Here is a 24,115-nt window from a genome sequence, read left to right on the forward strand (position 1 = left end):
GTGGTCAGGGTTCCTTTCTCCCACGTAGCTCGAAGTCGTCGAAGGTGGTCTTGAGCACCGACGTCGCGTCCTTGGACGTGCGCGCGAACAGGCCCACATAGCCGTTGCCGATGCCGTTGGAGTCGTCGACCTGAAGGACCTTCTCGCCGTTCACCCACATGGTCAAACGCACGGCGCCGCCGTCCTGCTCGCAGGAGGCCTCGATCCTGGCTTTCCTGTCCTTCTGCGGCTCGTCCACCTGGACCGGCTGGGCCAGCGTGCCGCCGGAGCCGTCGGAGATGCGCCGGATGCGGGCCATGCCGGAGGTGTTCAGGGCGAACTCGTAGTACGTGCCGTCGGCGCTGTTGTGGCAGAAGACGCCGTACTCGCCGGTGCCCACGGACCGCTTCACCTGGGCCGTCACGCCGACCACCACCGTGTGGGGCAGCATCGGCGTGGGCGTGGCCGACGGGCTGGGCGCCGGGGTGGGCGTGGCGATCAGGAAGGGCGCCGGGGCCTTCACCAGGTGCTCCTCGTCGTCGTCCGTCACGTCGAGCCCGTACATGCCGTCGGTGCGGTAGCCGTAGCTGTACTCGTCGGTCGGATCGTAGGTGCCGTCCCAGCCGCCACCGGTCTGCGTGAAGTCCTCCCGGTACAGGACGGCGAGCTGCGGCGGCCCACTGTCCCGGAGCGTCGCCCAGGCGGTGACACCCCCGGCGACCAGCACCGCCACGGCCGCGGCGATCCCCCCGACCAGGACCCGGCTGCTCCGGCGCCTTCCGACCGGCTGCTCGGTGGTGAACGCCGCGGTCCCGTGCTGCCAGGCCACCTGAGCGGTCTGAGCGGCCTGCTCAGGCCGTACGCCCTGGACGGCTTGGACGGTGGCTTGCTCTGGCGCGACCGAACGCCCCACGAGATGGTCGAGCAACTGCTGCGCGGTCGGCCGCGCGGCCGGATCCTTGCGCAGCGCCGCCCTGACCAGCTCCCGCAGCCCCGGCTCGACCGCGTCGAGCACCGGCTCGGTGTTGAGCACCTGGTAGACGGTCGCGGGCAGCGTGTCGCCGCCGAACGCCGCCTTCCCGCTCGCCGCGTACACGATCAGCGAGCCCCACGAGAACACGTCACACGCCGGCGAGACCGGCTCACCACGCAGCACCTCGGGCGCCATGTACCGGGGTGTGCCGATGAGCTCACCCGTCCCGGTGACCCCGCCCAGCGTGTCGAGCGCCCGCGCGATCCCGAAGTCGATCACCCGCGGCCCGACGGGCGACAGCAGCACGTTCGACGGCTTGAGATCGCGGTGCACGACCCCCGCCCCGTGGATGGCGGTGAGCGCGGTGGCCACACTGACCGCCAGCGCGTCGAGACTGGACCCCTTGAGCGGCCCCGACTGCCGGACGGCCTCCTCAAGATTGGGCCCCGGCACGTACTCGGTGACGACGTAGAGCTGATCACCGTCGAGCGCCGCCTCGAGCACCGCGGCCGTACAGAACCTGCGCACCCGCTGCGCGGCATCGGCCTCCCGCCGGAACCGCATCCGGAACTGCTCGTGCTGGCTGAGCTCCGGGTTGATCACCTTGATGGCGACCCGCTGCCCAGCGGCATCCTCGGCCAGGTGGACAGTACCCATCCCGCCTCGGCCCAGCACGCTCAGCAACCTGTAGCGCCCGATCTGGGGGGATTCACCGCTCACGGCGGGCTAGCTTACCGACTTCTGCCTGATTGGCGGATGACTCGACGCTCACATGACATCGCGCAGGGAGTCCAAGCCGGGTAGTCCCCGTCCGGCGTCGATCGCCATGACGCGGCAGCCGGCGGCCGTGGCGGCGGCGATTCCGGTGGGGCTGTCTTCGATCGCGACGCAGCGCCGAGGGTCCACGCCGAGCTGGTTCGCGGCCGCCAGGTACGGGTCCGGGTGCGGCTTGCCGCGGGCGGTGTCCTCGGCCGTCACGATCAGGTTGAAGTCGTGGTCCAGGTGGGGCAGCACCAGGTGGACGATGCTTCGCGGTGAGGCGCTGACCAGGGCGGTCGGGATGCCTTCGGTGTGGAGTTCGCCGAGGAGGTCGAGGGCGCCGGGGATCAGCGGCACGCCTTCGGGCTGCTTGGTGATGCGCGCGGCGAAGGCGTCGATGAGCTGCCGGGCGATGTCGGAGAGGTGGCGGGTCCTGCTGGAAAAGCCGGGGTGGGGCTCGGCGGTGGCCAGCAGGTGGGCCGCCACGTCCTCGGCCGCGCGGCCGAGGACGTCCGGGGTGTCGGCGGGGCCCAGTTCGACGCCGAGAGTCCGGGCCACCGCGGCCGTGGCCTGCCACCACAGCCCTTCGGTGTCCACCAGCGTGCCGTCCATGTCGAACAGGACGGCCTGCGGCGCCTGCGCCGACACCGCTCCCGATGACGGTGCCTCCGGTGACGGCGGCTCAGACGGCATCGGCCGGTTCCGAGGCGGGGGAGGGGACCGTGACCGTTCGTTCGGCCACCAGTACGGGGCGCTCCACCAGGCGGACCGTCACCCGGGTGCCGGGTGCCAGGCTCAGCGCCTCGTGGCCCGGTACGTCGGCCAGCACCTCACCCCCCGACAGCGCCACCCGGAGCCGGACCGAGGCGCCGCGGAAGGAGGCGGCGAGGATCTCCGCCTTGCCCTCCGGATCGGGGGTCACCCGTACGGCCTCGGGGCGGATCAGTACGTCCACCTCCAGGGTGCCGGGGGGCTCGCCGTCCACCGGCAGCAGCTGGCCCAGCACCGTCACCTGGTCGCCCGAGACGTGGCCGGCCAGGTGGTTCATGGTGCCGACGAACTCGGCCACGAACGGGGTGGCCGGGCGGTCGTAGACCTCGGCGGGCGGCCCGCACTGTTCCAGGCGGCCGTCGCGCAGGACCGCGACCCGGTCGGCGATCGACAGCGCCTCCTCCTGGTCGTGGGTGACGAAGATGGTGGTGATGCCGAGGTCGAGCTGGAGGCGGCGGATCTCCTCGCGCAGCGAGACCCGTACCTTGGCGTCGAGTGCCGACAGCGGCTCGTCGAGCAGCAGCACCCGCGGCTCCAGCGCCAGCGCGCGGGCCAGGGCGACGCGCTGCTGCTGGCCGCCGGAGAGCTGGTGCGGGAAGCGGTCGGCGTGGGCGGGGAGGCCGACGAGTTCGAGGAGTTCGTCCGCCTTGGTGCGCCTGGTGGCCACGGGCACCTTGCGTACGCGCAGGCCGAAGGCGACGTTGTCGCGGGCGTTGAGGTTGGGGAAGAGGGAGTAGGACTGGAAGACCATGCCCGCGTCGCGCTTGTTGGCGGGCACGTCGGTGATGTCCTCGCCGTCGACGAGCACGGCGCCGGAGTCGGGCCGTTCGAACCCGGCCACGCACCGCAGCGCCGTCGTCTTGCCGCAGCCGGAGGGCCCCAGCAGCGCGACGAACTCGCCCGGCGCGATCGTCAGGTCGAAGCCGTCCAGCGCCACCGTCTTGCCGAACACCCGCCGCAGCCCCCGGAACTCCACCTGAGCCGTCATTTCCGCTCCTTTCCGGAGAACGCGGTGGATACCGCGAGCAGTAGCAGCCAGATGAGCAGCAGGCTGAGGATGGACACCGCGACCGACAGCTGGCCCTTGGACCCGGAGATCGTCACGATCCACACCGCGAACGGCTGGTAGCCCAGCAGCCTGGCCACGGTGAACTCGCCCAATACCAGGGCGAGCGTCAGGAACGACGCGCTGGCCAGGGCCGAACGCAGGTTCGGGATGATCACCCGGAACAGCACGTGCGGCCACGACGCGCCCAGATTGCGGGCCGCCTCGACGAGCGTGCGCACGTCCATGGTGCGCAGCCCGGCGTCGAGCGAGCGGTAGACGAACGGCAGCACCAGCACCACGTACGCGAGCACGAGCACGACGGGGAACGCCGGGTTCTGCACCGCGATCAGCGTGGCCCAGAACGGCGTCGGAGCGAGCACGTCCGTGCCGGTACGCAGCGACGTGGTCAGCCCGGCCACGAACGTGATCGGCGGCACCACCAGCGGCAGCGTGCAGAGCACCTCCATCACGGGACGCAGCCGCGGCGCGCTGAGCCGTACGGCCAGCATCGCCGGCAGGGTGAGCAGCAGGGCCAGCACGATCGTCGCGACGCCCAGCGACATGGACAGCAGCAGCGACGACCCGAAGCCCTCGGCCGTCAGCAGCTCCCCGTAGGCCGCGAACGACACCCCGGCCGTGGGCGTGTAGATCGTGTACCAGAGCGAGGCCCCGAGGGGGATCAGGAAGTACGCGGCGGCCAGCAGGAACACCGCCCCGCGCCACAACCGGGGCCGGGACGGCGCGCGCGGCGCAGCGGTCACCGGCTCCAGTCCGGTCAGCGCAGCCATCGGGTGCTCCTCTTCTGCAACGGCAGGTAGATGGCCATGATCAGCCCGGCCACCACGATCATGTCGAGGCTGAGCGCGAGCGCGATGTTCTCGTAGCCGATCAGCACGTCACCCGTGAGCGCGCTGGCGATCTTCAGGGTCACCAGCGGCACCACGGTCCCGACCATGGCGTTGGCCGTCGCGAAGGCCGCGAACGCGCTGCCGAACAGCAGCACCACCCCGCCGAGCATGGCCGGGGTGAGCACCGGCAGCCCGACGAAGCGCCAGAACTGCCAGGCCGTCGCGCCGTTGTTGGCCGCCGCCTCGCGCCACTGCGGCCGCAGCCCGTCCAGCGCGGGCGCCATGACCAGCACCATCAGCGGGATCGAGAAGTACAGATAGACGATCACCAGTCCCCAGAAGGTGTACAGCGCGCCGGACGGCAGCCCGAGCAGCCCGCTGATCACGCCGGAGTTGCCGAGCGTGGCGATCCAGAAGAAGGCCAGCGGCACGCCGCCGAAGTTGGCCAGCACACCGGAGGCCGTCAGCACCGCCTCGCGCAGCAGGGCGAACCGGGAGGTCACCACGGCCTGGGCGAGGAACGTGCCGAGCACGGCCCCGGCCAGCGCCACCACGGCCGAGAGCTGGACACTGCCCGCCATCGCGGTGAGGTAGCCGCCCTGGAGGCTCTGGCCCAGGTTGGCCAGGCTCGGCCGGCCGTTCGCGGTGAACGCCCCCGCCACCAGCGCGATGGCGGGGATGCCGAAGACCAGCGCGAAGAAGACCAGCAGGGGCAGCGCGCCGAGCCACCCCTTGGCGCGGGTCATCCCGAGACAGCGGCGTCCCAGCCGCCGGCCAGCTTGGCCTTGGCCGCGTCCACCTGCTCGGGGGTGGGGAACGTGGGCGTGCCCTCGACCTTGGGCAGCGCGTCGGCGGCGGCCTTGTCGACCGAGCCGTCGGTGGTCATGGACGGCAGGAGCACCGGCCTGGCGAAGCCCTTGAGGTAGAGGTTCTGGCCCTCGGCGCTGTAGAGGTATTCCTGCCAGAGGCGGGCGGCGGCCGGGTGGGGCGCGTCCTTGTTGACGGCCTGGGCGTACATCTGGAAGTACTTGCCGTCCGAGGGGACGTTCACCTTCCAGTCGAGGCCCTTGGCGGACATCTCGGGCGCGTAGGCGGCGTTGTTGTAGTCCCAGTCGATGCTGATCTGGGTCTCGCCCTTCTCGATCGTCGCCGGGGTGGTCTCGACCGGGTTGTAATTGCCGGCCGCCTTCAGCTTCTTGAAGAACTCCAGGCCCGGCTGGATGTCGTCGAAGGAGCCGCCGTTGGCGATCGAGGCGGCGTAGACGCCGGCGAAGGCCGAGCCGGACTTGGTCGGGTTGCCGTTCATCGCGACCTTGCCCTTGTACTCGGGCTTGAGCAGGTCGGCGAAGCTCGTCGGGCAGGCGCTGATCTTCTTGGCGTCGCAGCCGATCGACACGTAGCCGCCGTAGTCGTTGGTCCAGAGCCCGGTCGGCTCCTTCTGCCCTTCGGGGATCTTGTCGAACGCCTGCACCTTGTAGGGCGCGAACAGGCCCTCCTTGGCGCCGCTGATCGCGAACGACTGGCCGAGGTCGAGCACGTCGGGCGCGCGGTCCTGGCCCTTGCGGGTCTTCACCGCGGTGATCTCGTCGGCGCTGGCCGCGTCGGGGTCCTCGCTCTCGATCTTGATCCCGTACTTGGCGGTGAACCCCTTGATGATCTCGCCGTAGTTGGCCCAGTCGGGCGGCAGCGCGATGACGTGGAGGTTGCCCTCCTTCTTCGCCGCCTCGACGAGTTTGTCCAGGCCGCCGAAATCTGCGGCGGAGGTGGCGGTCTTCGCGTTCACCCCGCCCTCTGACGCCTTGGTCTCCTGTGTGCCAGGGGCGGCGCCACACGCCGCCGTGGCTACGGTAAGAGCTGCTATGACGCCTGCCACACGGGCGCGGGGTGTGAACACGTCGCCTCCACTCTGAGGGGGTGTTGGGAAGAATTTATGGGAACTTGTACAAACAAGCCAGCACAAGTAAGTCCCATGAAGATTGCTCTTTCATGAATGCGAAGGGTCGCGGATGGTTGCGCGTTATGAACGGATCGCCGATGAGCTGCGGGACGACATACTCACCGGCGTACATCCGATCGGCTCGCAGCTGCCCACGGAGGCGGAGCTGGCCGCGCGCTACCACGCCGCCCGCGGCACCGTACGCCAGGCGGTCGCGGTGCTGGTCGCCGAGGGGATCGTCGGCTCCCGGCAGGGGGCCAGGCGCATCGTGCTGGGCAAGGTACGCAGCCAGAGCTTCGCCGAGCTGCACAGCTTCGCGCAGTGGGCGCGCGCCAACGGCTACCGCTACGGCGGCCAGGTGATCGCCCAGAGGCGCCGGGCGGCCGGCCCCGCCGAGGCCGCCAGGCTCGGCACCGAGGAGGTGCTCGACGTGCTCCGGCTGCGCACACTGGAGGGCGAGCCCGTCCTGGTCGAGCGGACGGTGTACGCGGGATGGGTGGCCGCCGCCGTCGAAGGGCTCGCGCCCGGCTGCGAGTCGGTCACCGAGGCGCTCTACGACTCGATCGGGCTGGTCTTCGCCTACGGCGAGCACCTCATCGACGCCGTCTCCGCGGGCGTCCAGGACGCCGGTCTGCTGGGCGTACGGCGCGGCAGCCCGCTGCTTCGCCAGCGCCGCATCACCACCACGCACGAGGGCCGGCCGGTGGAGTGGTCGGACGACCGCTACCGGGCGGGCAGCGTGGTCTTCAGCATCCGCAACTCGATCGACGCCAACCCTCTGGTGCGGCAGGCCGGCGACTTGCGTTTCGGGGCGTAAGAACATATGTTCGAGACATAAGCGCCCGCCTTCCCCCGGGTGGCTCAGAATAGGCACCAGAGCCGCGGGGAGAAGCGTCTTGAGCAGACTCTATGGCGATCCGATAGAGGTGTGGACCCGGGACGGGCAGCCGACCCAGTTCGTCTGGCGCGATCGCCTCTATCTCGTCCGCCGGGTCCTCGACCAGTGGGTGGTGGCCCGCGAGTGGTGGAAGATCGACGAGAACGATCCCGGTGAGCGGCAGTTCTGGCGGGTGGAGGCCAGCCCGGGGCGCGAGGTCGGGTCCTACGAGTTGCGGTTCGACACCGCCAGTGGCGGGTGGCTGCTCCTGCGGGCGTGGGACTGATGGCGCCGCCGTTCCCTCACCTGAACGTGAGCTCCGCCTACTCGATGCGCTACGGCACCGCCTTTCCGCGAGCGCTGGTGCGCAGGGCGTCCGAGGACGGGATGGACATCCTCGCGCTGACCGACCGCGACGGTCTCTATGGCGCGATCAAGCACGCCCAGGCGTGCGCGGAGGCCCGGATCGCCTCGGTGTTCGGGGTCAACTTCGCGCTGGCGGGTTCCGCGGCACATCCGAGAACCGGGCCGGACGGTTGGGGGCGGTCCGGCGCCGAGCCGGGCGGCCGGGGGCGGGCCAGGACCGGGCCGGGAGCTCAGGACCGGGTCACGGTGCTGGCCAGGGCGGGCGGCTGGTCCTCGTTGGTGCGCCTGGTCACGGCCGCCCACTACGCGGGCGAGCGCGGCGCGCCCGAGGTGACGCGCGACCTGATCGCCTCCATGGCCGGGGGCGGGCTGACGGTGCTGCTCGGGCCGCGTTCCGATGTGGGTCGCGCCGTGGCCGAGCAGCGTGACGAGCACGCCAGGGCGCTGCTCGACCTGTGGCTGGCCACCGTGCCGGGCGTGGTGATCGAGCTGGTCGACCAGTACGGCTTCCGCGACGCCACCACCGCCGTCCGGATGCTCGCCCTGGCCGAGTCCCGGGGCGTGCCGGCCGTGCTGACCAATGCCGTCAGATACCTGGACCCCGCCGACCACCAGGTGGGCGACGTGCTCGACGCGGCGCGGCAGCTCGTCCCGCTGCACCCGCGCCACCTGGAGCGCACCACCTCGCACGCCTACCTCAAGGGCACCAAGGAGATGTGGCAGGTGGCGGCCAAGATCTGCGGGGCCGACCCCGACCGGATCGGCCGCCTCCTGCACGCCACCCGGACGCTGGCCGAGGCGTGCGCGATCGACCCGGTCGACCTGCTCGCGCTGAAGCACGACCCGCCGAACCTGCACCTGCCCGAGGTCGGCCGCGACCCGGTGCCGCTGCTGCGCCACCGCGTCGAGGACGGGCTGAGCTCGCGCGGGCTGGACCGCTCCGGCGACGCCAGGGACCGCCTGCGGGCCGAGATGGACGTCATCGAGCGGAAACGTCTGTCCGGATATTTCATAGCCGTGGCTGGCATCACCGACATGATCCGTGGCATGGGCATCCGCTGCGCGATCCGCGGCTCGGGAGCGGGCAGCCTGGTCAACTACCTCATCGGCATCGGCGAGGTGAACCCGCTCGAACACGGCCTGCTCATGGAACGCTTCCTGTCCGACGGCCGCATCGGGCTGCCCGACATCGACGTGGACGTGGAGTCCGCGCGCCGGCTCGACTGCTACAAGGCCATCTTCGACAGGTACGGCGAGTCGCGGGTGGCCTGCGTCTCGATGATGGAGACCTACCGGGCGCGCAGCGCGATCCGGGACGTGGCGGGGGCCATGGGGCTGCCGCCGTACGAGATCGACGCGATCGCCAAGGCGTTTCCGCACATCAGGGCCAAGCAGATCACCGCGTCGCTGAACGACCTGCCCGAGCTGCGCGACAGCCGGCTCGGCGAGGCCGGGCTGGAGCGGGTGTTCCGGCTGGCGGAGCGGCTCGACGGGCTGCCCAGGCACATCGCGCTGCATCCGTGCGGGGTGCTCATCGGCAACGCGGGGCTGCGTGACAGGACGCCGGTGGAGCGGAGCCTGCTGGAGTTCCCGATGTCGCAGTTCGACAAGGACGACGTGGAGGAGGCCGGGCTGCTCAAGCTCGACGTGCTCGGCGTACGGATGCAGTCGGCGATGGCCTACACGCTGAGCGAGATCCAGCGGGTGGACGACGTCGTGGTCGAGCTCGACACGCAGCACGGATCGGAGCCCGGCGTCGAGTACGTGCCCCACGACGACCAGGCCACCTACGACATGATCTGCGCCAGCCGTACGCTCGGCTGCTTCCAGATCGAGTCGCCCGGCCAGCGCGAGCTGGTCGCCAAGCTGGAGCCGCGCAAGATGCACGACCTGATCGTGGACATCTCGCTGTTCCGGCCGGGGCCGGTGAACTCCGACATGGTCACGCCCTACCTGGAGGCCCGACATGGGTGGCGCAAGCCGCACTATCCGCACGAGCGGCTGCGCGGCGCGCTGAAGGAGACGCACGGCGTGGTGGTCTTCCACGAGCAGGTGCTCAAGATCATCGAGGTGATGACGGGCCGCGACTTGTCCTTCGCCGAGTCGCTGCGGCGCACGCTGGCCTCGCCGGAGGGGCGCGAGCGGGTGCGCAAGCACTTCGTGCCGCTGGCCAAGTCCAACGGGTTCGGCGACGCGGCCGTGGACAAGGCGTGGAAGGTGCTCGACGCGTTCGGGGCGTTCGGGTTCTGCAAGGCGCACGCGGCGGCGTTCGCGCTGCCCACCTACCAGTCGGCCTGGCTCAAGCGGCACCACGCGGCCGCGTTCTTCGCCGGGGTGCTCACGCATGAGCCCGGCATGTACCCGCAACGCGTGATCATCGACGAGGCGCGGCAGTGCGGGGTGGAGATCCTGCCGCTCGACGTGAACAGGTCCGGCAAGGACTGGCGGGTGGAACGCCTCGGCCCACGGGTGCGGCTCAGGATCGAGCCGGGCGACTTCCGGATCGGGGAGATCGGGAAGGGCTACGCGCTGCGGGTGCCGTTCTCCGCGATCAAGGGGGTGAGCGAGGCGGAGGTGGGGCGCATGGTGGCCGGCCAGCCGTACACGTCGCTCGCCGACTTCTGGGACCGCGCCCGCCCGTCGCGACCCGTCATCGAGCGGATCGTCCAGGTGGGCGGCCTCGACGACCTGCACGACCTGCATCCGGGCGGGGCGCGCTGGCAGCCGGGGCGGCTGACCCGCCGCGACCTGATCGCCCAGGTCGGCGTCCTCGAACGGGCCTCCACGTCGGGCGTCAAGTCGTCCGCCACGAAGTCCAAGCGCTACACCCCACCCGCCGCTCGTCTTGCCGCCCAGCCCGAGGAGGCGGCGGTGCAGCTTCCGCTGGGCTTCGCCGAGCACATCGCGCCCGGCGAACTGCCCGAGATGACCGAGAGCGAGATGGTGGAGGCCGAACTGGAGATCCTGGGCATCGACATCAGCCGCCACGTCATCAGCTTCCACGACGAGCTGCTCGACGCGATCGGGGTGGTGCGCTCCAAGGACCTGCTGACCCAGCGCAACGGGGCCGAGGTGCTGGTCGCCGGGGTCAAGGTGGCCACCCAGACGCCCGCCGTACGCTCGGGGCAGCGCGTCATCTTCACCACGCTGGACGACTCGACGGGGCCGATCGACCTGACGTTCTTCGAGTCGGTGCAGGGGCGGTGCGCGGCGACGGTGTTCGGGTCGTGGCTGATGGTGGCGCGGGGCGTGGTCCGCCGTACGGGGACGCGGGCGATCTCGATGCGCGCGGTGGACTGCTGGAACCTGGTCGACCTCGACGCCTTGTGGCGATCGAGCGGGATCGAGGCGGTCAGAGCGCTGCTCGACCAGGCTCCCGAGGATGCGGCCGGGGTCGGCGGGCGCCGCATCGAGTACGCCAACGGCTTCCGCCTGTCCCCGTACGCGGACCTGGGGCCGGTGGTCGCGCCGCCCACCCGCCGCCTCTGGCACGCCAGCCAGGGAAGTTCGGGTCCTAGTGCGGCGTGACTCCAGCTATGGCGACCTTGGCGGCGTGACTCCGGCGGTGACCGTCAACCCGTCTGTTCGAGCGGGGTGGCGGATTCGGGGGCCGGCGGGGTGAGCCGGGTGACCGTGCCCGCGTTGCGGAGGCGGCCCCGGCCCCTGGCGCTGGACGTGGAGCACTGGATGCGGGTGATGTCGCGGACCGTGGCCGCGCACAGCAGGGCGGACACCGTCGCGCAGGCGAGCTCCGGAAGACCGATGCCCGTCAGGTCGCCCGACGAGGAGCCGAGCGGGAGGCGGATCGTCACCAGGGCCAGCATGGCGAGCCAGGTCAGCCACCAGGCGGCCAGCAGGGCGAGCCAGCGGGGCCGCCGGTCGCCGGGCGGGCCGGTGCCGCGCCACACCTGGTCCAGCAGGAGCGGCGGCGCGATCAGGTTGACGCCGGGGATCAGCCAGGCGGCGGCCACCGGGCCCGTGGGGGCCGAGCGGTCGTTGGCCTGCCGGGCCCGGACGAGCCAGGTGACGTAGGCCGCGGCGGCGGCGATCGCCGTGCCCGCGACCAGCATCATCAGCACGGCGAACACCGTCACGGCCCCGACCACCGCCTGGGCGTCGGCGCCGTGCGGCCGGCCGCCGAACGCCGCGAGCTGGGTGGCGAGGCGGTGGCCGCGGCTCTGTTCGAAGATCACGAGAGCGCCCAGGGAGAGGACCTGTGCGGCAAGGGTCACGTAGACGACAGAAGCGGCCCTAGTGGGCGGTGCCTGGGCGTAGCGCACGTTGTTCTCCCCCCGGGCCATGCGCTGAGGTTCTGCTTCACTTCTATCCCGCCAGGCTCCTTGTTAATCAGCTGAGGCCATTAATCAGCCGACGACACCGGATTCCCACGCCCAAGCAGCGATTCCCACCCGATTACGGACGCGGAGCTTCCGTTGGATGCTCCCAAGATGGGTCTTTACCGTCGAAAGTGAGACAAACAGCTCGCCGGCCACTTCCTGGTTCGTCCGGCCCCGCGCCACCAGGCGTACGACGTCCAGCTCGCGGTCGGTCAGCGGGTCGTTCAGCGGGACGGGGACGCGGACCTTGGGCTGGGCCAGGTGCTGCAGCAGGCGTACCGTCACCGAAGGCGACACCAGCGAGTCGCCGCTCGCCGCCGCCTTGACCGCCTCGATCAGCAGGGTCGGCCCGCTGTCCTTGAGCAGGAAGCCGAGGGCGCCCGCCCGCAGCGCGCCGTAGACGTACTCGTCCAGGTCGAAAGTGGTGACGATGACGACGCGCATGGGGTTCTCGACGCCGGGACCGGCCAGGGCGCGGGTCACCTCGATGCCGTCCAGCTTGGGCATCCGGATGTCGAGCAGGCAGACGTCCGGCCTGAGCCGCCGGGCCTCGGACACCGCCTCCGCGCCGTCGGCGACCGCCGCCACGACCTCCATGTCCGGTTGCGCATCCAGAATCATCTGGAATCCGGTACGTACAAGCTGTTGATCGTCGGCGATGAGCACGCGAATAGTCACGCCACAACTCTAGGATCAGCCGACGCCGCCAACTCTGGGATCAACCCTCCACCCTAGGATCAGCCGTTCGGCCGATGGGGAACCGGACGTCCGGCTGATCCGCCGGAGCCCTCCCCGGCGGGAGGCTCGACACCATGAACGACGTGCTTGTTGGACGAGCCCTGGCCAAGCGGTTCGGGCAGACGGTGGCCCTGGGCGGAGTGGACCTCGCGGTCCTGGCCGGAGAGGCCGTGGCGATCATGGGCCCGAGCGGCTCCGGCAAATCAACCCTGCTGCACTGCCTGGCCGGCATCATGAAGCCCGACTCCGGCGAGGTACACCTGCTCGGCCAGCGCATCGACAACATGCGAGAGCGGGGCCGCAGCGCGCTGCGCCGTACCCGCTTCGGCTTCGTCTTCCAGTTCGGCCAGCTCCTGCCCGAGCTGCCCGCCGAGGAGAACGTGGCCCTGCCGCTCATGCTCGGCGACGTACCGAGGGCGCAGGCCGTACGGCAGGCCCGTGACTGGTTCGGACCCCTGGGCCTGCACGGCATGGAGACCCGGCGGCCCGGCGAGCTGTCGGGCGGCCAGGCGCAGCGCGTCGCCATCGCCAGGGCGCTGGTCACCAAGCCCGCGGTGGTCTTCGCCGACGAGCCGACCGGCGCGCTCGACCAGACGACCGGCCAGGAGACGATGCGGCTGCTGGTCGAGGCGACCAAGCACAACGGCGCCTGCCTGATCGTGGTGACCCACGACCCCAACGTGGCCGGCTGGTGCGACCGCACGGTCGAGGTCCGCGACGGCCACCTGCTCGCGGGCGGGGTACGCGCGTGAACCTGGACCTGACCTGGCGGCTGCTCAAGGGCGGCGGGCGCAAGGGCCTGCTGGGCACCTGGCTGACCCTGGGGGCCGTGGCCGTCTCCATGGCGCTGCTGCTGTTCGCGGTGGCCGCCAACTACGCCTTCGAGGCCCGAGCCGACCGGAGCGCCTGGCGGAACCCGGTCGCGACCACGGGCAAGGCCGTGGCGATCGAGGCGTCCCGTCATGACTTCGTCCGCGACAAGGACATCACCGTCGTCGACCTGGCGGCGCTCGGCGCGGAGGCCCCCGCGCCGCCGCCCGGCCTGGCCCGCTTCCCCGCGCCCGGCGAGGTCTGGCTCTCCCCGGCGCTGAAAGAGCTGGCCGAGCAGCTACCCGCGGACCAGCTCGCCGCCCGCTTCCCGGGCACCAAGGGCGTGCTCGGAGAGGAGGCGCTGCTCTATCCGGGCGAGCTGGTCGCGGTCGTCGGCCACAAGCCGGACGCGCCCGAGCTGACCGCGCAGCGGAGCGACGACTGGATCATCGGCAAACCCCCGGTGAAGGTGGCGAGCCTGGCGGGGGAGCCGACGGAGGACGCCGAGGCCTACCAGGTGCTGGCGCTCATCGCCGGGGTGCTGATGGTCGTGCCGCTGCTCGTGTTCGGGGGCGCGGCGGCCCGGCTCACCGTGGCCAGGAGGGACCAGCGCCTGGCCACGCTCAGGCTCGTTGGCGCCACGCCCGGCCAGGTGGTCGGGATGACCGTGGCCGAGGCGATGATCGTGGCCTTCGCGGGGGCGGTCACGGGCACGCTCGCCTACGCCCTGGCGGCGCCGCTGCTGGCCGGGATCCAGATCGGCGGTGGGCCGTGGTTCGTCTCCGACCTGTGGCCGAGCCCGCTGGTCCTGGGCGGGCTGCTGGTCGCGGTCCCGCTGCTGGTGGGGCTCTCGGCCGTGGTGGGGCTGCGGCGGGTCGTGGTCAGCCCGCTCGGGGTGGCCAAGCGGGAGACACCTCCCGCCATGCGCTTCGTCAGGGTCGTCGCCCTGCTCGTGGTGCTCGCCGCCGTTCCGCTGCTGAGCCGGGGCAACGCCGTGGGTCCCATCGCGGTGGTGATCGGCCTGGCCTTCCTCTGCGTCAACCTGGTCGGCCCGTGGGTGGTCGGCATCATCGGACGCGTCACGGCCAGGCGCGCGAACCGGCCCGCCCGGCTGCTGGCGGGCCGGCGACTGGTGGACGATCCGCGCTCCGCCTGGCGCACGGTGAGCGGTGTGGCCATGACCGGCTTCGTCGCCGGGTTCCTCTGCCTGCTCAGTCCGGGCGTCTTCAACAGCACCGCCGTCACGGGACAGCTTCGGATCGCCGTTCCGGCGGATCAGACGGCCGCCGTGGCCGAGCGGGCGCGTGCCCGGCTGAAGGAGGCGGGGATCACGGCCACGGTGCAGCCGGTGAAGAAGGTCGTCGCCGTCGCACTCGGCACCTCGGCCGACGCCGCGACCATCGACCGGGCCCGTACGGCGCTGGCCGGGCTGGTTCCCGGGCACACGCCCACCACGGACGCCGACGACGGGCACTTCGGCGTCCAGATCCTGGCCGACATCCGCGCGGGCACGGTGGTCGTGCTGTCGGTGTCGTTCCTGGTCGCCATCGCCAGCGCCGGGATCACGGCCGCGTCGTCGATCCTCGACCGGCGCCAGACGTACGGGCTGCTACGCCTGGCGGGCACGCCGCTGGAGGTGCTCGACAAGGCACGCAGGGCCGAGACGCTCATCCCGCTCACGGTGATGGGCGGCGGCGCGATCCTGATCGGCGCGTTCTGCGCGACGCCCTTCATGATCGGCGCGGTGAACTCGACCGGGGTGGTCACGCTGCTGCTCTGCGTCGGACTCGGCTTCGCCGGGGTGATCGGGGCCGGGGCGCTGAGCAGACCGCTACTCAACTCGGTCACCACCGACCCGGCCCCCCGCCCCGACTAGCGCGACGCTCGCCGCCCTTCCGCTCCCCGGAGGGGCCTCCTCCAAAGGACCCCAGCCACAACGGACCGCCTTCTTCCGCTCCCCCCGGAGGGGGTATCCCACCGAGGGACCCCAGCCACGACAGACCGTCACCGGAACCGAGACGGCCGGTGGTCACCGCAACAGTTCGTCAGTTCAGAACGAGGTCGCGGATGATCGTCAGTGACCGCTCGTCCCGCGGCCCCATCACCAGCAGGCTGGTGACCGGGCTCTGGCGCCAGAGTTCGAGGCGTTCCTTGATCCGCCCGGGCGGCCCGACGAGCGAGATGCCGTCGGCCAGCTCGTCCGGGATCGCCTGGAACGCCTCATCCTTCTTCCCGGCCAGGTACAGCGCCTGGATGCGCTCGGCGGCCTCGGCGAATCCCATCCGGCCGATGATGTCGGCGTGGAAGTTGCGGTGCTTGGCGCCCATGCCGCCGATGTACAGGGTGAGCATCATCTTCACGCCGTCGAGCGCGGCCCGTACATCATCGGAGATCACCACCATGACCATGGCCGCCACGTCGAAGCCCGGGGCTGCGCCCGACAGCGCCTCGCCGTACATCTCCTCGATCTTGGACGGGAAGGCGAACAGCGGCAGCCAGCCCTGGCCGAGTTCGGCGGCCAGGGCCACGTTCTTGGGCCCTTCCGCCCCGAGGTAGAGGGGGATGTCGGGCCGCAGCGGGTGGGTGATGAGCTTGAGCGGCTTGCCCAGCCCGTCCGCCAGGGGGAGCGGGTAGTGCGGTCCGTCGCTGGTCACCGGCTCCTCGCGGCGCCAGACCTGGCGCATGATGTCGATGTACTCGCGGGTCCTGGTCAGCGGCTTGGCGAACGGCTGGCCGTACCAGCCCTCGACCACCTGGGGTCCCGAGGCGCCGATGCCGAGCAGCAGCCGCCCGCCCGTGAGATGGTCGAGTGTCATCGCGGTCATCGCCGTGGTGACGGGCGGCCTGGCCGACATCTGGGCGATCGACGTGCCGAGCTTGATGCGCGAGGTCCGCGCGCCGTACCAGGCCAGCGGGGTGAAGACATCGCTGCCGTACGCCTCGGCGGTCCATATCGAGTCATAGCCGAGCCGCTCGGCCGTCAGGACAGTTTCGGTCGCGTCGTCCGCGTTGCGCTGCCAGTAGCCGAGCTGCAAGCCGAGCTTCATGTGACACCTCCGGAATTTAGTTCTATTACGGCCGCAGCGGAGCCGGGTGTCAATGCATGATCTTCCGGGGAAATCAACCTCGTGGTTAACGTTCTGTGTCGACTCGCTTGCGCGCTGCTGATTCTTTCGGCAGGCGCCCTGCCCGTGATTCGTCCGGCGGAGGCCTCCGGGGCGAGCCGGCCGAACATCGTCATGGTGATGGCGGACGACCTGGAGTACGGGACGCTCTCCTACTTTCCCGCGATAGATCAGCAGCTGGTGCAGCAGGGCGCCTCGTTCAACCGGTTCTTCGTGTCCAACTCCTGGTGCTGCCCGTCGCGCACGACGATCCTGCGCTCCCAGTACGTCCACAGTCATGGCGTGCTGACCAACACCGCGCCCGAAGGCGGCTTCGACCGCTTCCACACCCTGGGTCTGGAACAGTCCACGATCGGCACCTGGATGCAGCAGGTCGGCTACCGCACGGCGCTGATGGGCAAGTTCCTCAACCACTATCCGGGCGGCACCGCCTCTCAGACGTACGTGCCGCCCGGCTGGCACGAGTGGGACGTGCCCGTGCGCAACCTCTACCAGGAGTACGGCTACCGCCTCAACGAGAACGGCAATCTGGTCGACTACGGCTGGGGCGAGCAGGACTACCTGTCCGACGTGCTGGCGGGCAAGGCCAGAGACTTCATCACCGCCGGCCCTGAGCCGTTCTTCCTCTATCTCGCCCCCATCGCGCCGCACAACCCGGCCAATCCCGCCGTCCGCAACATGGACGCGTTCCCCTGGTCGCAGGCGCCGCGCACGCCGTCGTTCAACCAGGCGGACGTGTCGGAGGAGCCGGAGTGGCTGCGATCGAGGCCGCCGCTCTCACCGGCGGTCATCGACGAGGTCGACGAGCGCTACCGCAGGAGGCTGCGGGCCATGCTCGGCGTCGACGACCTCGTCAACTCGGTGATCACCACCCTGCGCGACTCCGGCAAGCTCGACAACACCTACATCTTCTTCACCTCCGACAACGGCTTCCACCTGGGGACGCATCGCCTCCCTCAAGGCAAGACGACCCCGTTCGAGGAGGCCATCCACGTCCCTCTGGTGGTGCGCGGGCCAGGTATAGAGCCGGGCTCGACGATCAACGAGATGACGGCGACGGTGGATCTGGCGCCCACGTTCGCCGCGCTCGGCGGGGCGGCGGTGCCGCCGTTCGCCGAAGGGCGCTCGCTGGTGCCGCTGTTGCAGGGCAAGCGGCCGTCGCCATGGCGGCGGAACGTGCTGGTCGAGTTCAGCCGGCCGGCCAACCGGTCGTCGGCCGCGCAGACGCCGGTGCCCTCCTATGAGGCACTGCGTACGGAGACGCATACCTACGTGAGGTACGTCACCGGCGAGATACAGCTGTACGACCTCACCCGAGATCCGTACGAACTGCATAACCTCGCCAGATTCGCGGACCCCGGGCTGGTGCTGGGGCTCCAGGAACGGCTGTCGAGGATGCACGCCTGCTCGGGCGCCGAATGCCTGGAAGCCGACTCAGCCGGCTGAGCAACTGGCGGGGACCGGCAGGCGGCCCGCCCGATAGGCGCTCGGGGGGACGCCCATCACCTCACGGAACTCCGCCGTCATGTGCGACTGGTCGTAGTAGCCCGCGTCGGCGGCCAGCGAAGCGCCCTCTTCGCGACACACCCTGGCCAGCACGCCACGGACCCGGCTGATCCGGGCGAACCGCTTGGGCGGAACCCCGACGCCGCCCGTGAACAGGTTGCGCAGGTGCCGCTCGCTCACCCCCAGCTCCCTGGCCACCGCGACCACCGGCGGCGCCGCCGCGACGCCCACCAGGTCACCATGCTCCAGCGCCGCCCCGGCGGAGAGCAGCGCCGCCGCGGCGCCCACCAGACCGGCGCGGTCCAGGTCGGCGGATGACCGCGCGGCCAGCCGGTCACGGAACGCCGCCTCCAGGCGCGCCATCACCTGCTCGGCCCAGTCACTTCCCGTCACCATGCCGGTCAGCTCCTCGGCCAGCCGGTCCGCCCGTACCCCCCAAAGATCCCGGAGCGGGACGATCTGGTCCACGAGCTCGCTCAGCGGCACCCCGAGCAGCGGCCGGGCGGTCCCCGGGCGCAGCCGTACCGTGACGCAGTGCGGCACGTCCTTGGGCACCAGGTACGACGCCCGCGTACGCGGCCCCAGCACATACAGGCGCCCAGCCCCGTCCACCGTGCGGAAGGCCACCGTCGGCGTGGTGTCGGGCTCCCGGACGTGAATCCGCCGGGTTCCCAGGAGTGCTCCATCCATAGTGCCGATTCTTCCTATAACCGACGCCAAGTGCGCTGTCAGCCTGGGTGACATGATCCTGATCACCGGTGCCACGGGCACCATAGGCAGCCAGACCGCCCGCCTCCTCATCGAGCGCGGCGAGATCGTACGAACGATGACCCGTGACCTGTCCCGCGCGCCCGGCGGCGAAGCCGTCCAGGCCGACTTCGAAGACCCGCGATCGCTGCGGCGGGCGTTCGAGGGCGTGTCGGCCGCCCTCCTGCTGACCGGATTCGGCGGGCGGCTGAAGGAGCACGACCAGGCCATGATCGAGGCGGCCGTGGCGGCGGGCGTCAAAAAGGTGGTGAAGCTCTCGGCCATCGGCACGGGCGACAGCGACGACCCCGACGATGTCAGGTCGTGGCACGTGCCGGGCGAGGAGGCCATCAAGGCGAGCGGCATGTCGTGGACCGTGCTGCGCCCGGCCGGCTTCGCCTCCAACTCGCTGGGCTGGGCGGAAGCCGTCAGGTCGGGCGGCCCGATCCCCAACTTCACCGGCGACGGCGTGCAGCCCATCATCGACCCGCGCGACGTCGCGGCCGTGGCGGTGGCCGCCCTCACGACGAGCGCGCACGACTCGCGCACCTACGACCTCACGGGCCCGGATCTGCTCAGCGTCCCCGCCCAGGTGTCGATCCTGGCCAAGGTGCTCGGTCGCCCGCTGGAGACCGTCGAGATCTCCATCGAGGCGGCCAAGGAGCAGATGCTCGCCTCAGGCGCCGATCCGAGCCTGGTCGCGGTCGCGGCCACAGGCTGGACCATGCTCAAGGAGGTGGGCTGGCCGCATCTCTCGGACGACGTCCAGTTGGTGCTGGGCCGCCCGGCCACCTCCTACGAGTCCTGGGTCCGGGATCACCGAAACGCCTTCAGCTGAGCGAGGGGTAGGCGTGGGCCAGGTGCTCGGCGACCGCGTTCGCGGCCTCGTCGGGATCGCCCGCCCGCACCGCCGCGAGGATGCGTTCGTGGTCGGCCCGCAGCACCGACGTGTCGCCGAGCCGCGTCACCGCCTCCACCGCGTAGCGTCTCATCGAGTCGCGCAGCGACCGCATGATGGCCGCGATCAGCCGGTTCCCCGACGCGTCGGCCAGCGCGCAGTGGAAGGCGGTGTCGTGCTCGACGAACTCCTCGGCCGACGTCGCCGCGTCCATGCCCGCCAGGGCCGTGGCGAGGCCGGAGGTGTCGGAGCCGGCCGAGGCCGCGCGGGCCGCCGCCCAGCGTTCGATCATCAGCCGGGTGTCGATCACCTCGCGCAGCTCCAGACTGGCCAGTCCCAGATGCAGCCGGAGCAGATCGGTGAGCGCCGTGTCGGGGCGGGCGGTCAGCACCGCCCCGGCATCGGGCCCCCGCCCCACCTGCGACGACACCACGCCGAGCGTCTCCAGCACGCGCATGGCCTCCCGCACCGACGAGCGGCTGACCCCCAGCTGCTCGGCGAGGCTGCGCTCGGCGGGCAGCCGGTCGCCCGCCTTGAGACCGTCCTCGGCGATGCGCCGTTCGATCTGTGCGATGACGTCCTCGAACGTACGGGTCCGCCGGACGGGCTGCCAGTCGGCCACCATTGTCCCCCTCGTGCGGCTTCGATATGGTCTGACCATACTGTGGTCAGACCATACATCGGAAGGAGAGCCGTGCGAGTCGCCCTGTTCATCACGTGCGTGAACGACACGCTCTTCCCCGGCACCGGCAAGGCCGTCGTGTCGCTCCTGCGCAGGCTCGGCTGCGAGGTGGACTTTCCCGCCGCCCAGACGTGCTGCGGCCAGATGCACGTCAACACCGGCTACCGCGAGGAGGGCGTACGGCTGGCGCGCCGCTTCACCGAGGTGTTCGCCGGATACGACGCGGTCGTCGCGCCGTCCGGATCGTGCGCCGCCATGGTGCGCGAGCAGTATCCCAAGCTGGTGCGGCAGGGGAGCAGGGGAGCGGCGGCGATCGCCGAGGTCGCGCCCAAGGTCTACGAGCTGTCCGAGTTCCTGCTCGACGTCCTCAAAGTCGACGACGTAGGAGCATATTTCCCGCACCGGGTTACATATCACCCGACGTGTCACTCGTTGCGCGGGCTGCACCTCGGTGACCGTCCGACCAGGCTCCTCCAGAACGTCCGGGGCCTGGAGCTGGTCCCGCTCCCGGGGGCGGAGGAGTGCTGCGGCTTCGGCGGCACGTTCTCGGTCAAGAACCCGGCCGTCTCCGCCGCCATGGGCGCCGACAAGGCGCGCGGCGTGCTCGACACGGGCGCGGAAGTGCTGTGCGCGGCCGACAACTCATGCTTGATGCACATCGGCGGCACGCTCGGCCGTCAGCGGACCGGCGTCCGGGTCATGCATCTCGCCGAGATCCTCGCCTCCACCGAAGAGGGCGGTGCCCAATGAGCGCGACATTCCTCGGCATGCCAGGAAATTTCCCGCAAAATGCGGCGAAGGCCGTACAGAACTCTCAGCTCCGCTACAACCTCCGCAAGGCCACGCACACCATCCGTGGCAAGCGCGCGAACGTCGTCGGCGAGCTCCCCGACTGGCAGGAGCTCCGCGCCGCCGGCAAGGCGATCAAGGACGACACGCTGCGCCACCTCGACCGCTACCTCCTCCAGCTGGAGGAGGCCGTGACCAGGGCGGGCGGCCACGTCCACTGGGCCCGCGACGCCGACGAGGCCAACCGCATCGTCACCCGGCTCGTCCAGGCCACGGGCGAGAGCGAGGTGGTCAAGGTCAAGTCGATGGCCACCCAGGAGATCGGCCTCAACGAGGCGCTGGCCGCGCAGGGCATCACCGCCTACGAGACCGACCTGGCCGAGCTGATCGTGCAGCTCGGCGACGACTTCCCGAGCCACATCCTGGTGCCCGCGATCCACCGCAACCGGGCCGAGATCCGCGAGATCTTCCTCGACAAGATGCGCCCGGTCCCGGCGGACCTCACCGACGAGCCGCGCGCGCTGGCCGAGGCCGCCCGGCTGCACCTGCGCGAACGCTTCCTCAAGAGCAAGGTCGCCGTCTCCGGCGCCAACTTCATGATCGCAGAGACCGGCACGCTGGTGGTGCTGGAGTCCGAGGGCAACGGCCGGATGTGCCTCACGCTGCCGGAGACCCTGATCAGCGTGGTCGGCATCGAGAAGCTGCTGCCCTCCTGGCGCGACCTCGAGGTCTTCCTGCAACTGCTGCCGCGCAGCTCCACCGGCGAGCGCATGAACCCCTACACCAGCATGTGGACCGGCTCGGCCGAGGGCCAGGACTTCCACCTGGTGCTGCTCGACAACGGCCGCACGAACGTGCTCGCCGACGAGGTGGGCCGCCAGGCGCTGCGCTGCATCCGCTGCTCGGCCTGCCTGAACGTGTGCCCGGTCTACGAGCGCGCGGGCGGCCACGCCTACGGCTCGGTCTACCCGGGCCCGATCGGCGCGATCCTCACCCCGCAGCTCAGGGGCATGTCGTCGGAGCTGGACGCCTCGCTCCCGTACGCCTCCAGCCTCTGCGGCGCCTGCTACGAGGTGTGCCCGGTCGCGATCGACATCCCCGAGGTGCTCGTGGACCTGCGCGCCAAGGTCCGCCACGCGCCGGCCGAGCGGGCGGGCATGCGCGTCGCGGGCTGGATACTCAACGACGAGGTACGGCTGGCCAAGGCGCAACGCCTGGCCACCCGCTTCCGCAAGGTGGTGCCGAAACGCCTGCCGGGCCCCCTGTCGGCCTGGACCGACACCCGGGACCTGCCGGAGATTCCGGAAGAATCATTCAGAGACTGGTGGGAGCGGAATGAGCGCGCGTGACGAGATCCTGGCCAGGGTCCGCCGAGCCGTCGAAGGCGCCCCCGAGGTGGCGATCCCGCGCGGCTACCGTACGGGCACGCAGGTAGATGACCTTGTGGGACTGTTCGCCGAGCGGGTGGACGACTACCGCGCCGTCGTCCACGTACTGCCCGCGGCCGAGGTGCCCGGCAAGGTGGCCGAGCTGGTGGCCGGCCGCCGGATGGTCGTGCCCGACGGGCTGCCGGCCGAGTGGCAGGTGCCCGGCGCCGTCGCGGGCGGCTCCGTGGCCGAGCTGGACGCCGCCGACGGGGTGGTCACCGGCTGCGCGGTGGCCATCGCCGAGACCGGCACGATCGTCCTCGACTCGGGCCCCGGCCAGGGCCGCCGGGCGCAGACCCTGGTGCCCGACTACCACCTGTGCGTGGTCCGCGCGGACCAGATCGTGGCCGGCGTCCCCGAGGCGGTCGCCCGGCTCGACCCGGTCCGCCCGCTGACCTGGATCAGCGGCCCGTCGGCCACCAGCGACATCGAGCTCAACCGGGTCGAGGGCGTACACGGGCCGCGGACGCTGGAAGTGATCATCAGTACCTGATGACCGCCGCCGCGTCCGAGATCTCCGGGCTGAACCACAGCTCGGCGTCGGTCATGGTCGCGGCTCTGGTCAGCGCGGAGTCCGCGCGCTCCGGCACCGGATCGTCCACCCCCCAGCCGCGCAGCTCCTCGGGGGCGGTGGCCAGCTGCGTGCCGCCTCCGCCGCCGATCCACATGGGCTTGGTCACCTTGCCCGGCATCAGCACCGCGTGCACCCTGCCCTCCCGCAGGGCGTGCGCGACCTCGGCCAGCCCGGTGGGCCCGCCGGTCTCCCGGTAGCGGTCGAGCAGCTCCGCCCGCCGGCGGTCGAGGTAGGAGTCGAGCGCGGTCTCCACGTCTCGTTCGAACTGCTCGTGGTCGGCGCGGCTGCCGTGTTCGACCATCAGCACGCGGTCCACGGACTTCGTACCGAGATGATCGCAGAGCAGCGAACGCGACTTCGGGTCGCCGGCCACCACGACGAGTTCGAGGGCGAGCCGCCGGACCTGCTCGTCGATCTCGTGCGCGACGGCGTTCGCGCTCTCCTCCCACGCCTCCTCCATGTCGCGCTCGTACCACTTGTGTGACCAGCCACCCCAGCTGGTCCTGTGCAGCGGCCACGGGGTGGGCGCCACGGTGGCCCGGCGGGGGGAGCCGCTGCCGAAGACGGTCAGTTCGGTGCCCGCGTGGTCCACGATGGCCCGCAGGTGCGGCACGTTCTCTCCGCGCAGCATCAGCATGGGCGTGACCAGCGGCAGCGGGCTGTAGGCGGCCAGCTCCGGCGCCTCGGCGAGCGTCTCCGTCAGCACCACGTCGCCGTGGGCGGCGAACATCGCCCGCGCGGCCACCGACTCCGCCGCCTGCGCTTCCAGAGCATCGAGCGTGTCCGGATCCACCTCGCCGCGGAGCTGTGCGCGTAGACCGCGCCAGTTCTTCTCGCGATCTCGCCTGGTGAGGGTGGTCAGATAGACCGAGGCGTACGGCCCGCGGCGCTCATAGAGCGGCCGGATGAAGTCGAGCCGCACCGC

The 24,115-nt window shown here is 71.0% G+C and carries 22 protein-coding genes; 10 read left to right on the forward strand and 12 right to left on the reverse strand.

Annotated features, from left to right (window positions below; all coding sequences use genetic code 11):
- Positions 1-4 precede the first annotated feature (4 nt).
- Genes AB0B61_RS53905 through AB0B61_RS53930 form a run of 6 tightly spaced genes read right to left on the reverse strand, consistent with a single transcriptional unit; the run spans position 5 to position 6,161 of the window.
- Positions 5-1,672, reverse strand: a complete 1,668-nt coding sequence (locus tag AB0B61_RS53905; protein WP_358449481.1) for a serine/threonine-protein kinase — start codon at positions 1,670-1,672, stop codon at positions 5-7.
- Positions 1,673-1,720: 48 nt separating this feature from the next.
- Positions 1,721-2,359, reverse strand: a complete 639-nt coding sequence (locus tag AB0B61_RS53910) for an HAD family phosphatase (RefSeq protein WP_358449483.1) — start codon at positions 2,357-2,359, stop codon at positions 1,721-1,723.
- Between the two features lie 34 nt (positions 2,360-2,393).
- The gene (locus AB0B61_RS53915; protein WP_358449485.1) at positions 2,394-3,470 is read right to left on the reverse strand and encodes an ABC transporter ATP-binding protein; all 1,077 of its coding nucleotides are present in this window, start codon (positions 3,468-3,470) and stop codon (positions 2,394-2,396) included.
- Positions 3,467-4,318: an ABC transporter permease subunit gene (locus AB0B61_RS53920; RefSeq protein ID WP_358449487.1), complete on the reverse strand. Its 852-nt coding sequence runs from the start codon at positions 4,316-4,318 to the stop codon at positions 3,467-3,469. Before AB0B61_RS53920 ends, AB0B61_RS53915 begins: the two co-directional genes overlap by 4 nt.
- A complete protein-coding gene (locus AB0B61_RS53925; protein ID WP_358449489.1) occupies positions 4,306-5,124 on the reverse strand; it encodes an ABC transporter permease in 819 nt (272 codons plus the stop codon). Before AB0B61_RS53925 ends, AB0B61_RS53920 begins: the two co-directional genes overlap by 13 nt.
- Positions 5,121-6,161: an ABC transporter substrate-binding protein gene (locus AB0B61_RS53930; protein WP_358449491.1), complete on the reverse strand. Its 1,041-nt coding sequence runs from the start codon at positions 6,159-6,161 to the stop codon at positions 5,121-5,123. The genes AB0B61_RS53925 and AB0B61_RS53930 overlap by 4 nt, the downstream gene beginning before the upstream one ends.
- A gap of 223 nt (positions 6,162-6,384) precedes the next feature.
- Here AB0B61_RS53930 and AB0B61_RS53935 point away from each other — a divergent pair, with 223 nt between their 5' ends.
- The 3 genes from AB0B61_RS53935 to dnaE all read left to right on the forward strand — a co-directional run bounded on the left by AB0B61_RS53935 (position 6,385) and on the right by dnaE (position 11,085).
- Entirely contained in the window at positions 6,385-7,131 is a 747-nt protein-coding gene (locus AB0B61_RS53935; RefSeq protein ID WP_358449493.1) for a GntR family transcriptional regulator, read from the forward strand.
- A gap of 79 nt (positions 7,132-7,210) precedes the next feature.
- The gene (locus AB0B61_RS53940) at positions 7,211-7,477 is read left to right on the forward strand and encodes a DUF6504 family protein (RefSeq protein ID WP_225292491.1); all 267 of its coding nucleotides are present in this window, start codon (positions 7,211-7,213) and stop codon (positions 7,475-7,477) included.
- On the forward strand, positions 7,477-11,085 hold the full coding sequence (gene dnaE, locus AB0B61_RS53945) for a DNA polymerase III subunit alpha (protein ID WP_358449539.1): 3,609 nt from the start codon (positions 7,477-7,479) through the stop codon (positions 11,083-11,085). The genes AB0B61_RS53940 and dnaE overlap by 1 nt, the downstream gene beginning before the upstream one ends.
- Positions 11,086-11,129: 44 nt before the next feature.
- On the opposite strand, the gene AB0B61_RS53950 is transcribed toward dnaE, so the two are convergent.
- On the reverse strand, positions 11,130-11,858 hold the full coding sequence (locus AB0B61_RS53950; protein ID WP_358449496.1) for a DUF4328 domain-containing protein: 729 nt from the start codon (positions 11,856-11,858) through the stop codon (positions 11,130-11,132).
- Positions 11,859-11,921: 63 nt separating this feature from the next.
- The gene (locus AB0B61_RS53955) at positions 11,922-12,572 is read right to left on the reverse strand and encodes a response regulator transcription factor (RefSeq protein WP_358183259.1); all 651 of its coding nucleotides are present in this window, start codon (positions 12,570-12,572) and stop codon (positions 11,922-11,924) included.
- Between the two features lie 134 nt (positions 12,573-12,706).
- Between AB0B61_RS53955 and AB0B61_RS53960 the strand changes: the two genes are divergently transcribed.
- Positions 12,707-13,384 carry an ABC transporter ATP-binding protein gene (locus tag AB0B61_RS53960; protein ID WP_358449498.1) on the forward strand — a complete coding sequence of 226 codons (678 nt, stop codon included), beginning with the start codon at positions 12,707-12,709 and terminating at the stop codon, positions 13,382-13,384.
- The gene (locus AB0B61_RS53965) at positions 13,381-15,318 is read left to right on the forward strand and encodes an FtsX-like permease family protein (RefSeq protein WP_358449500.1); all 1,938 of its coding nucleotides are present in this window, start codon (positions 13,381-13,383) and stop codon (positions 15,316-15,318) included. Before AB0B61_RS53960 ends, AB0B61_RS53965 begins: the two co-directional genes overlap by 4 nt.
- Positions 15,319-15,487: 169 nt before the next feature.
- On the opposite strand, the gene AB0B61_RS53970 is transcribed toward AB0B61_RS53965, so the two are convergent.
- Positions 15,488-16,489, reverse strand: coding sequence for an LLM class F420-dependent oxidoreductase (locus AB0B61_RS53970; protein WP_358449502.1), 1,002 nt, complete (start codon positions 16,487-16,489; stop codon positions 15,488-15,490).
- 198 nt (positions 16,490-16,687) lie between these two features.
- Between AB0B61_RS53970 and AB0B61_RS53975 the strand changes: the two genes are divergently transcribed.
- The gene (locus tag AB0B61_RS53975; protein ID WP_358449504.1) at positions 16,688-18,013 is read left to right on the forward strand and encodes a sulfatase; all 1,326 of its coding nucleotides are present in this window, start codon (positions 16,688-16,690) and stop codon (positions 18,011-18,013) included.
- Here the strand turns inward: AB0B61_RS53975 and AB0B61_RS53980 are convergent.
- Positions 18,002-18,763, reverse strand: coding sequence for a helix-turn-helix domain-containing protein (locus tag AB0B61_RS53980; RefSeq protein WP_358449506.1), 762 nt, complete (start codon positions 18,761-18,763; stop codon positions 18,002-18,004). The genes AB0B61_RS53975 and AB0B61_RS53980 overlap by 12 nt on opposite strands.
- Before the next feature lie 52 nt (positions 18,764-18,815).
- Between AB0B61_RS53980 and AB0B61_RS53985 the strand changes: the two genes are divergently transcribed.
- Complete coding sequence (locus AB0B61_RS53985) at positions 18,816-19,658, forward strand: NAD(P)H-binding protein (RefSeq protein ID WP_358449508.1); 843 nt, start codon at positions 18,816-18,818, stop codon at positions 19,656-19,658.
- Here AB0B61_RS53985 and AB0B61_RS53990 read toward each other — a convergent pair.
- Entirely contained in the window at positions 19,651-20,340 is a 690-nt protein-coding gene (locus tag AB0B61_RS53990; RefSeq protein WP_358449510.1) for a FadR/GntR family transcriptional regulator, read from the reverse strand. The genes AB0B61_RS53985 and AB0B61_RS53990 overlap by 8 nt on opposite strands.
- Positions 20,341-20,412: 72 nt before the next feature.
- Here AB0B61_RS53990 and AB0B61_RS53995 point away from each other — a divergent pair, with 72 nt between their 5' ends.
- From AB0B61_RS53995 to AB0B61_RS54005, 3 genes are read left to right on the forward strand one after another with little or no spacing between them, the layout of a single operon-like run.
- Entirely contained in the window at positions 20,413-21,150 is a 738-nt protein-coding gene (locus tag AB0B61_RS53995; protein ID WP_358449512.1) for a (Fe-S)-binding protein, read from the forward strand.
- Entirely contained in the window at positions 21,147-22,538 is a 1,392-nt protein-coding gene (locus AB0B61_RS54000; protein ID WP_358449514.1) for a lactate utilization protein B, read from the forward strand. Before AB0B61_RS53995 ends, AB0B61_RS54000 begins: the two co-directional genes overlap by 4 nt.
- Complete coding sequence (locus AB0B61_RS54005) at positions 22,525-23,109, forward strand: lactate utilization protein C (protein ID WP_358449516.1); 585 nt, start codon at positions 22,525-22,527, stop codon at positions 23,107-23,109. Before AB0B61_RS54000 ends, AB0B61_RS54005 begins: the two co-directional genes overlap by 14 nt.
- On the opposite strand, the gene AB0B61_RS54010 is transcribed toward AB0B61_RS54005, so the two are convergent.
- Positions 23,099-24,112 carry a Vms1/Ankzf1 family peptidyl-tRNA hydrolase gene (locus AB0B61_RS54010; RefSeq protein WP_358449518.1) on the reverse strand — a complete coding sequence of 338 codons (1,014 nt, stop codon included), beginning with the start codon at positions 24,110-24,112 and terminating at the stop codon, positions 23,099-23,101. The two genes, AB0B61_RS54005 and AB0B61_RS54010, sit on opposite strands and share 11 nt — an antisense overlap.
- Positions 24,113-24,115 lie beyond the last annotated feature (3 nt).

The sequence above is a fragment of the Nonomuraea sp. NPDC049158 genome (genome assembly GCF_040648335.1).
Taxonomy (GTDB): domain Bacteria; phylum Actinomycetota; class Actinomycetes; order Streptosporangiales; family Streptosporangiaceae; genus Nonomuraea.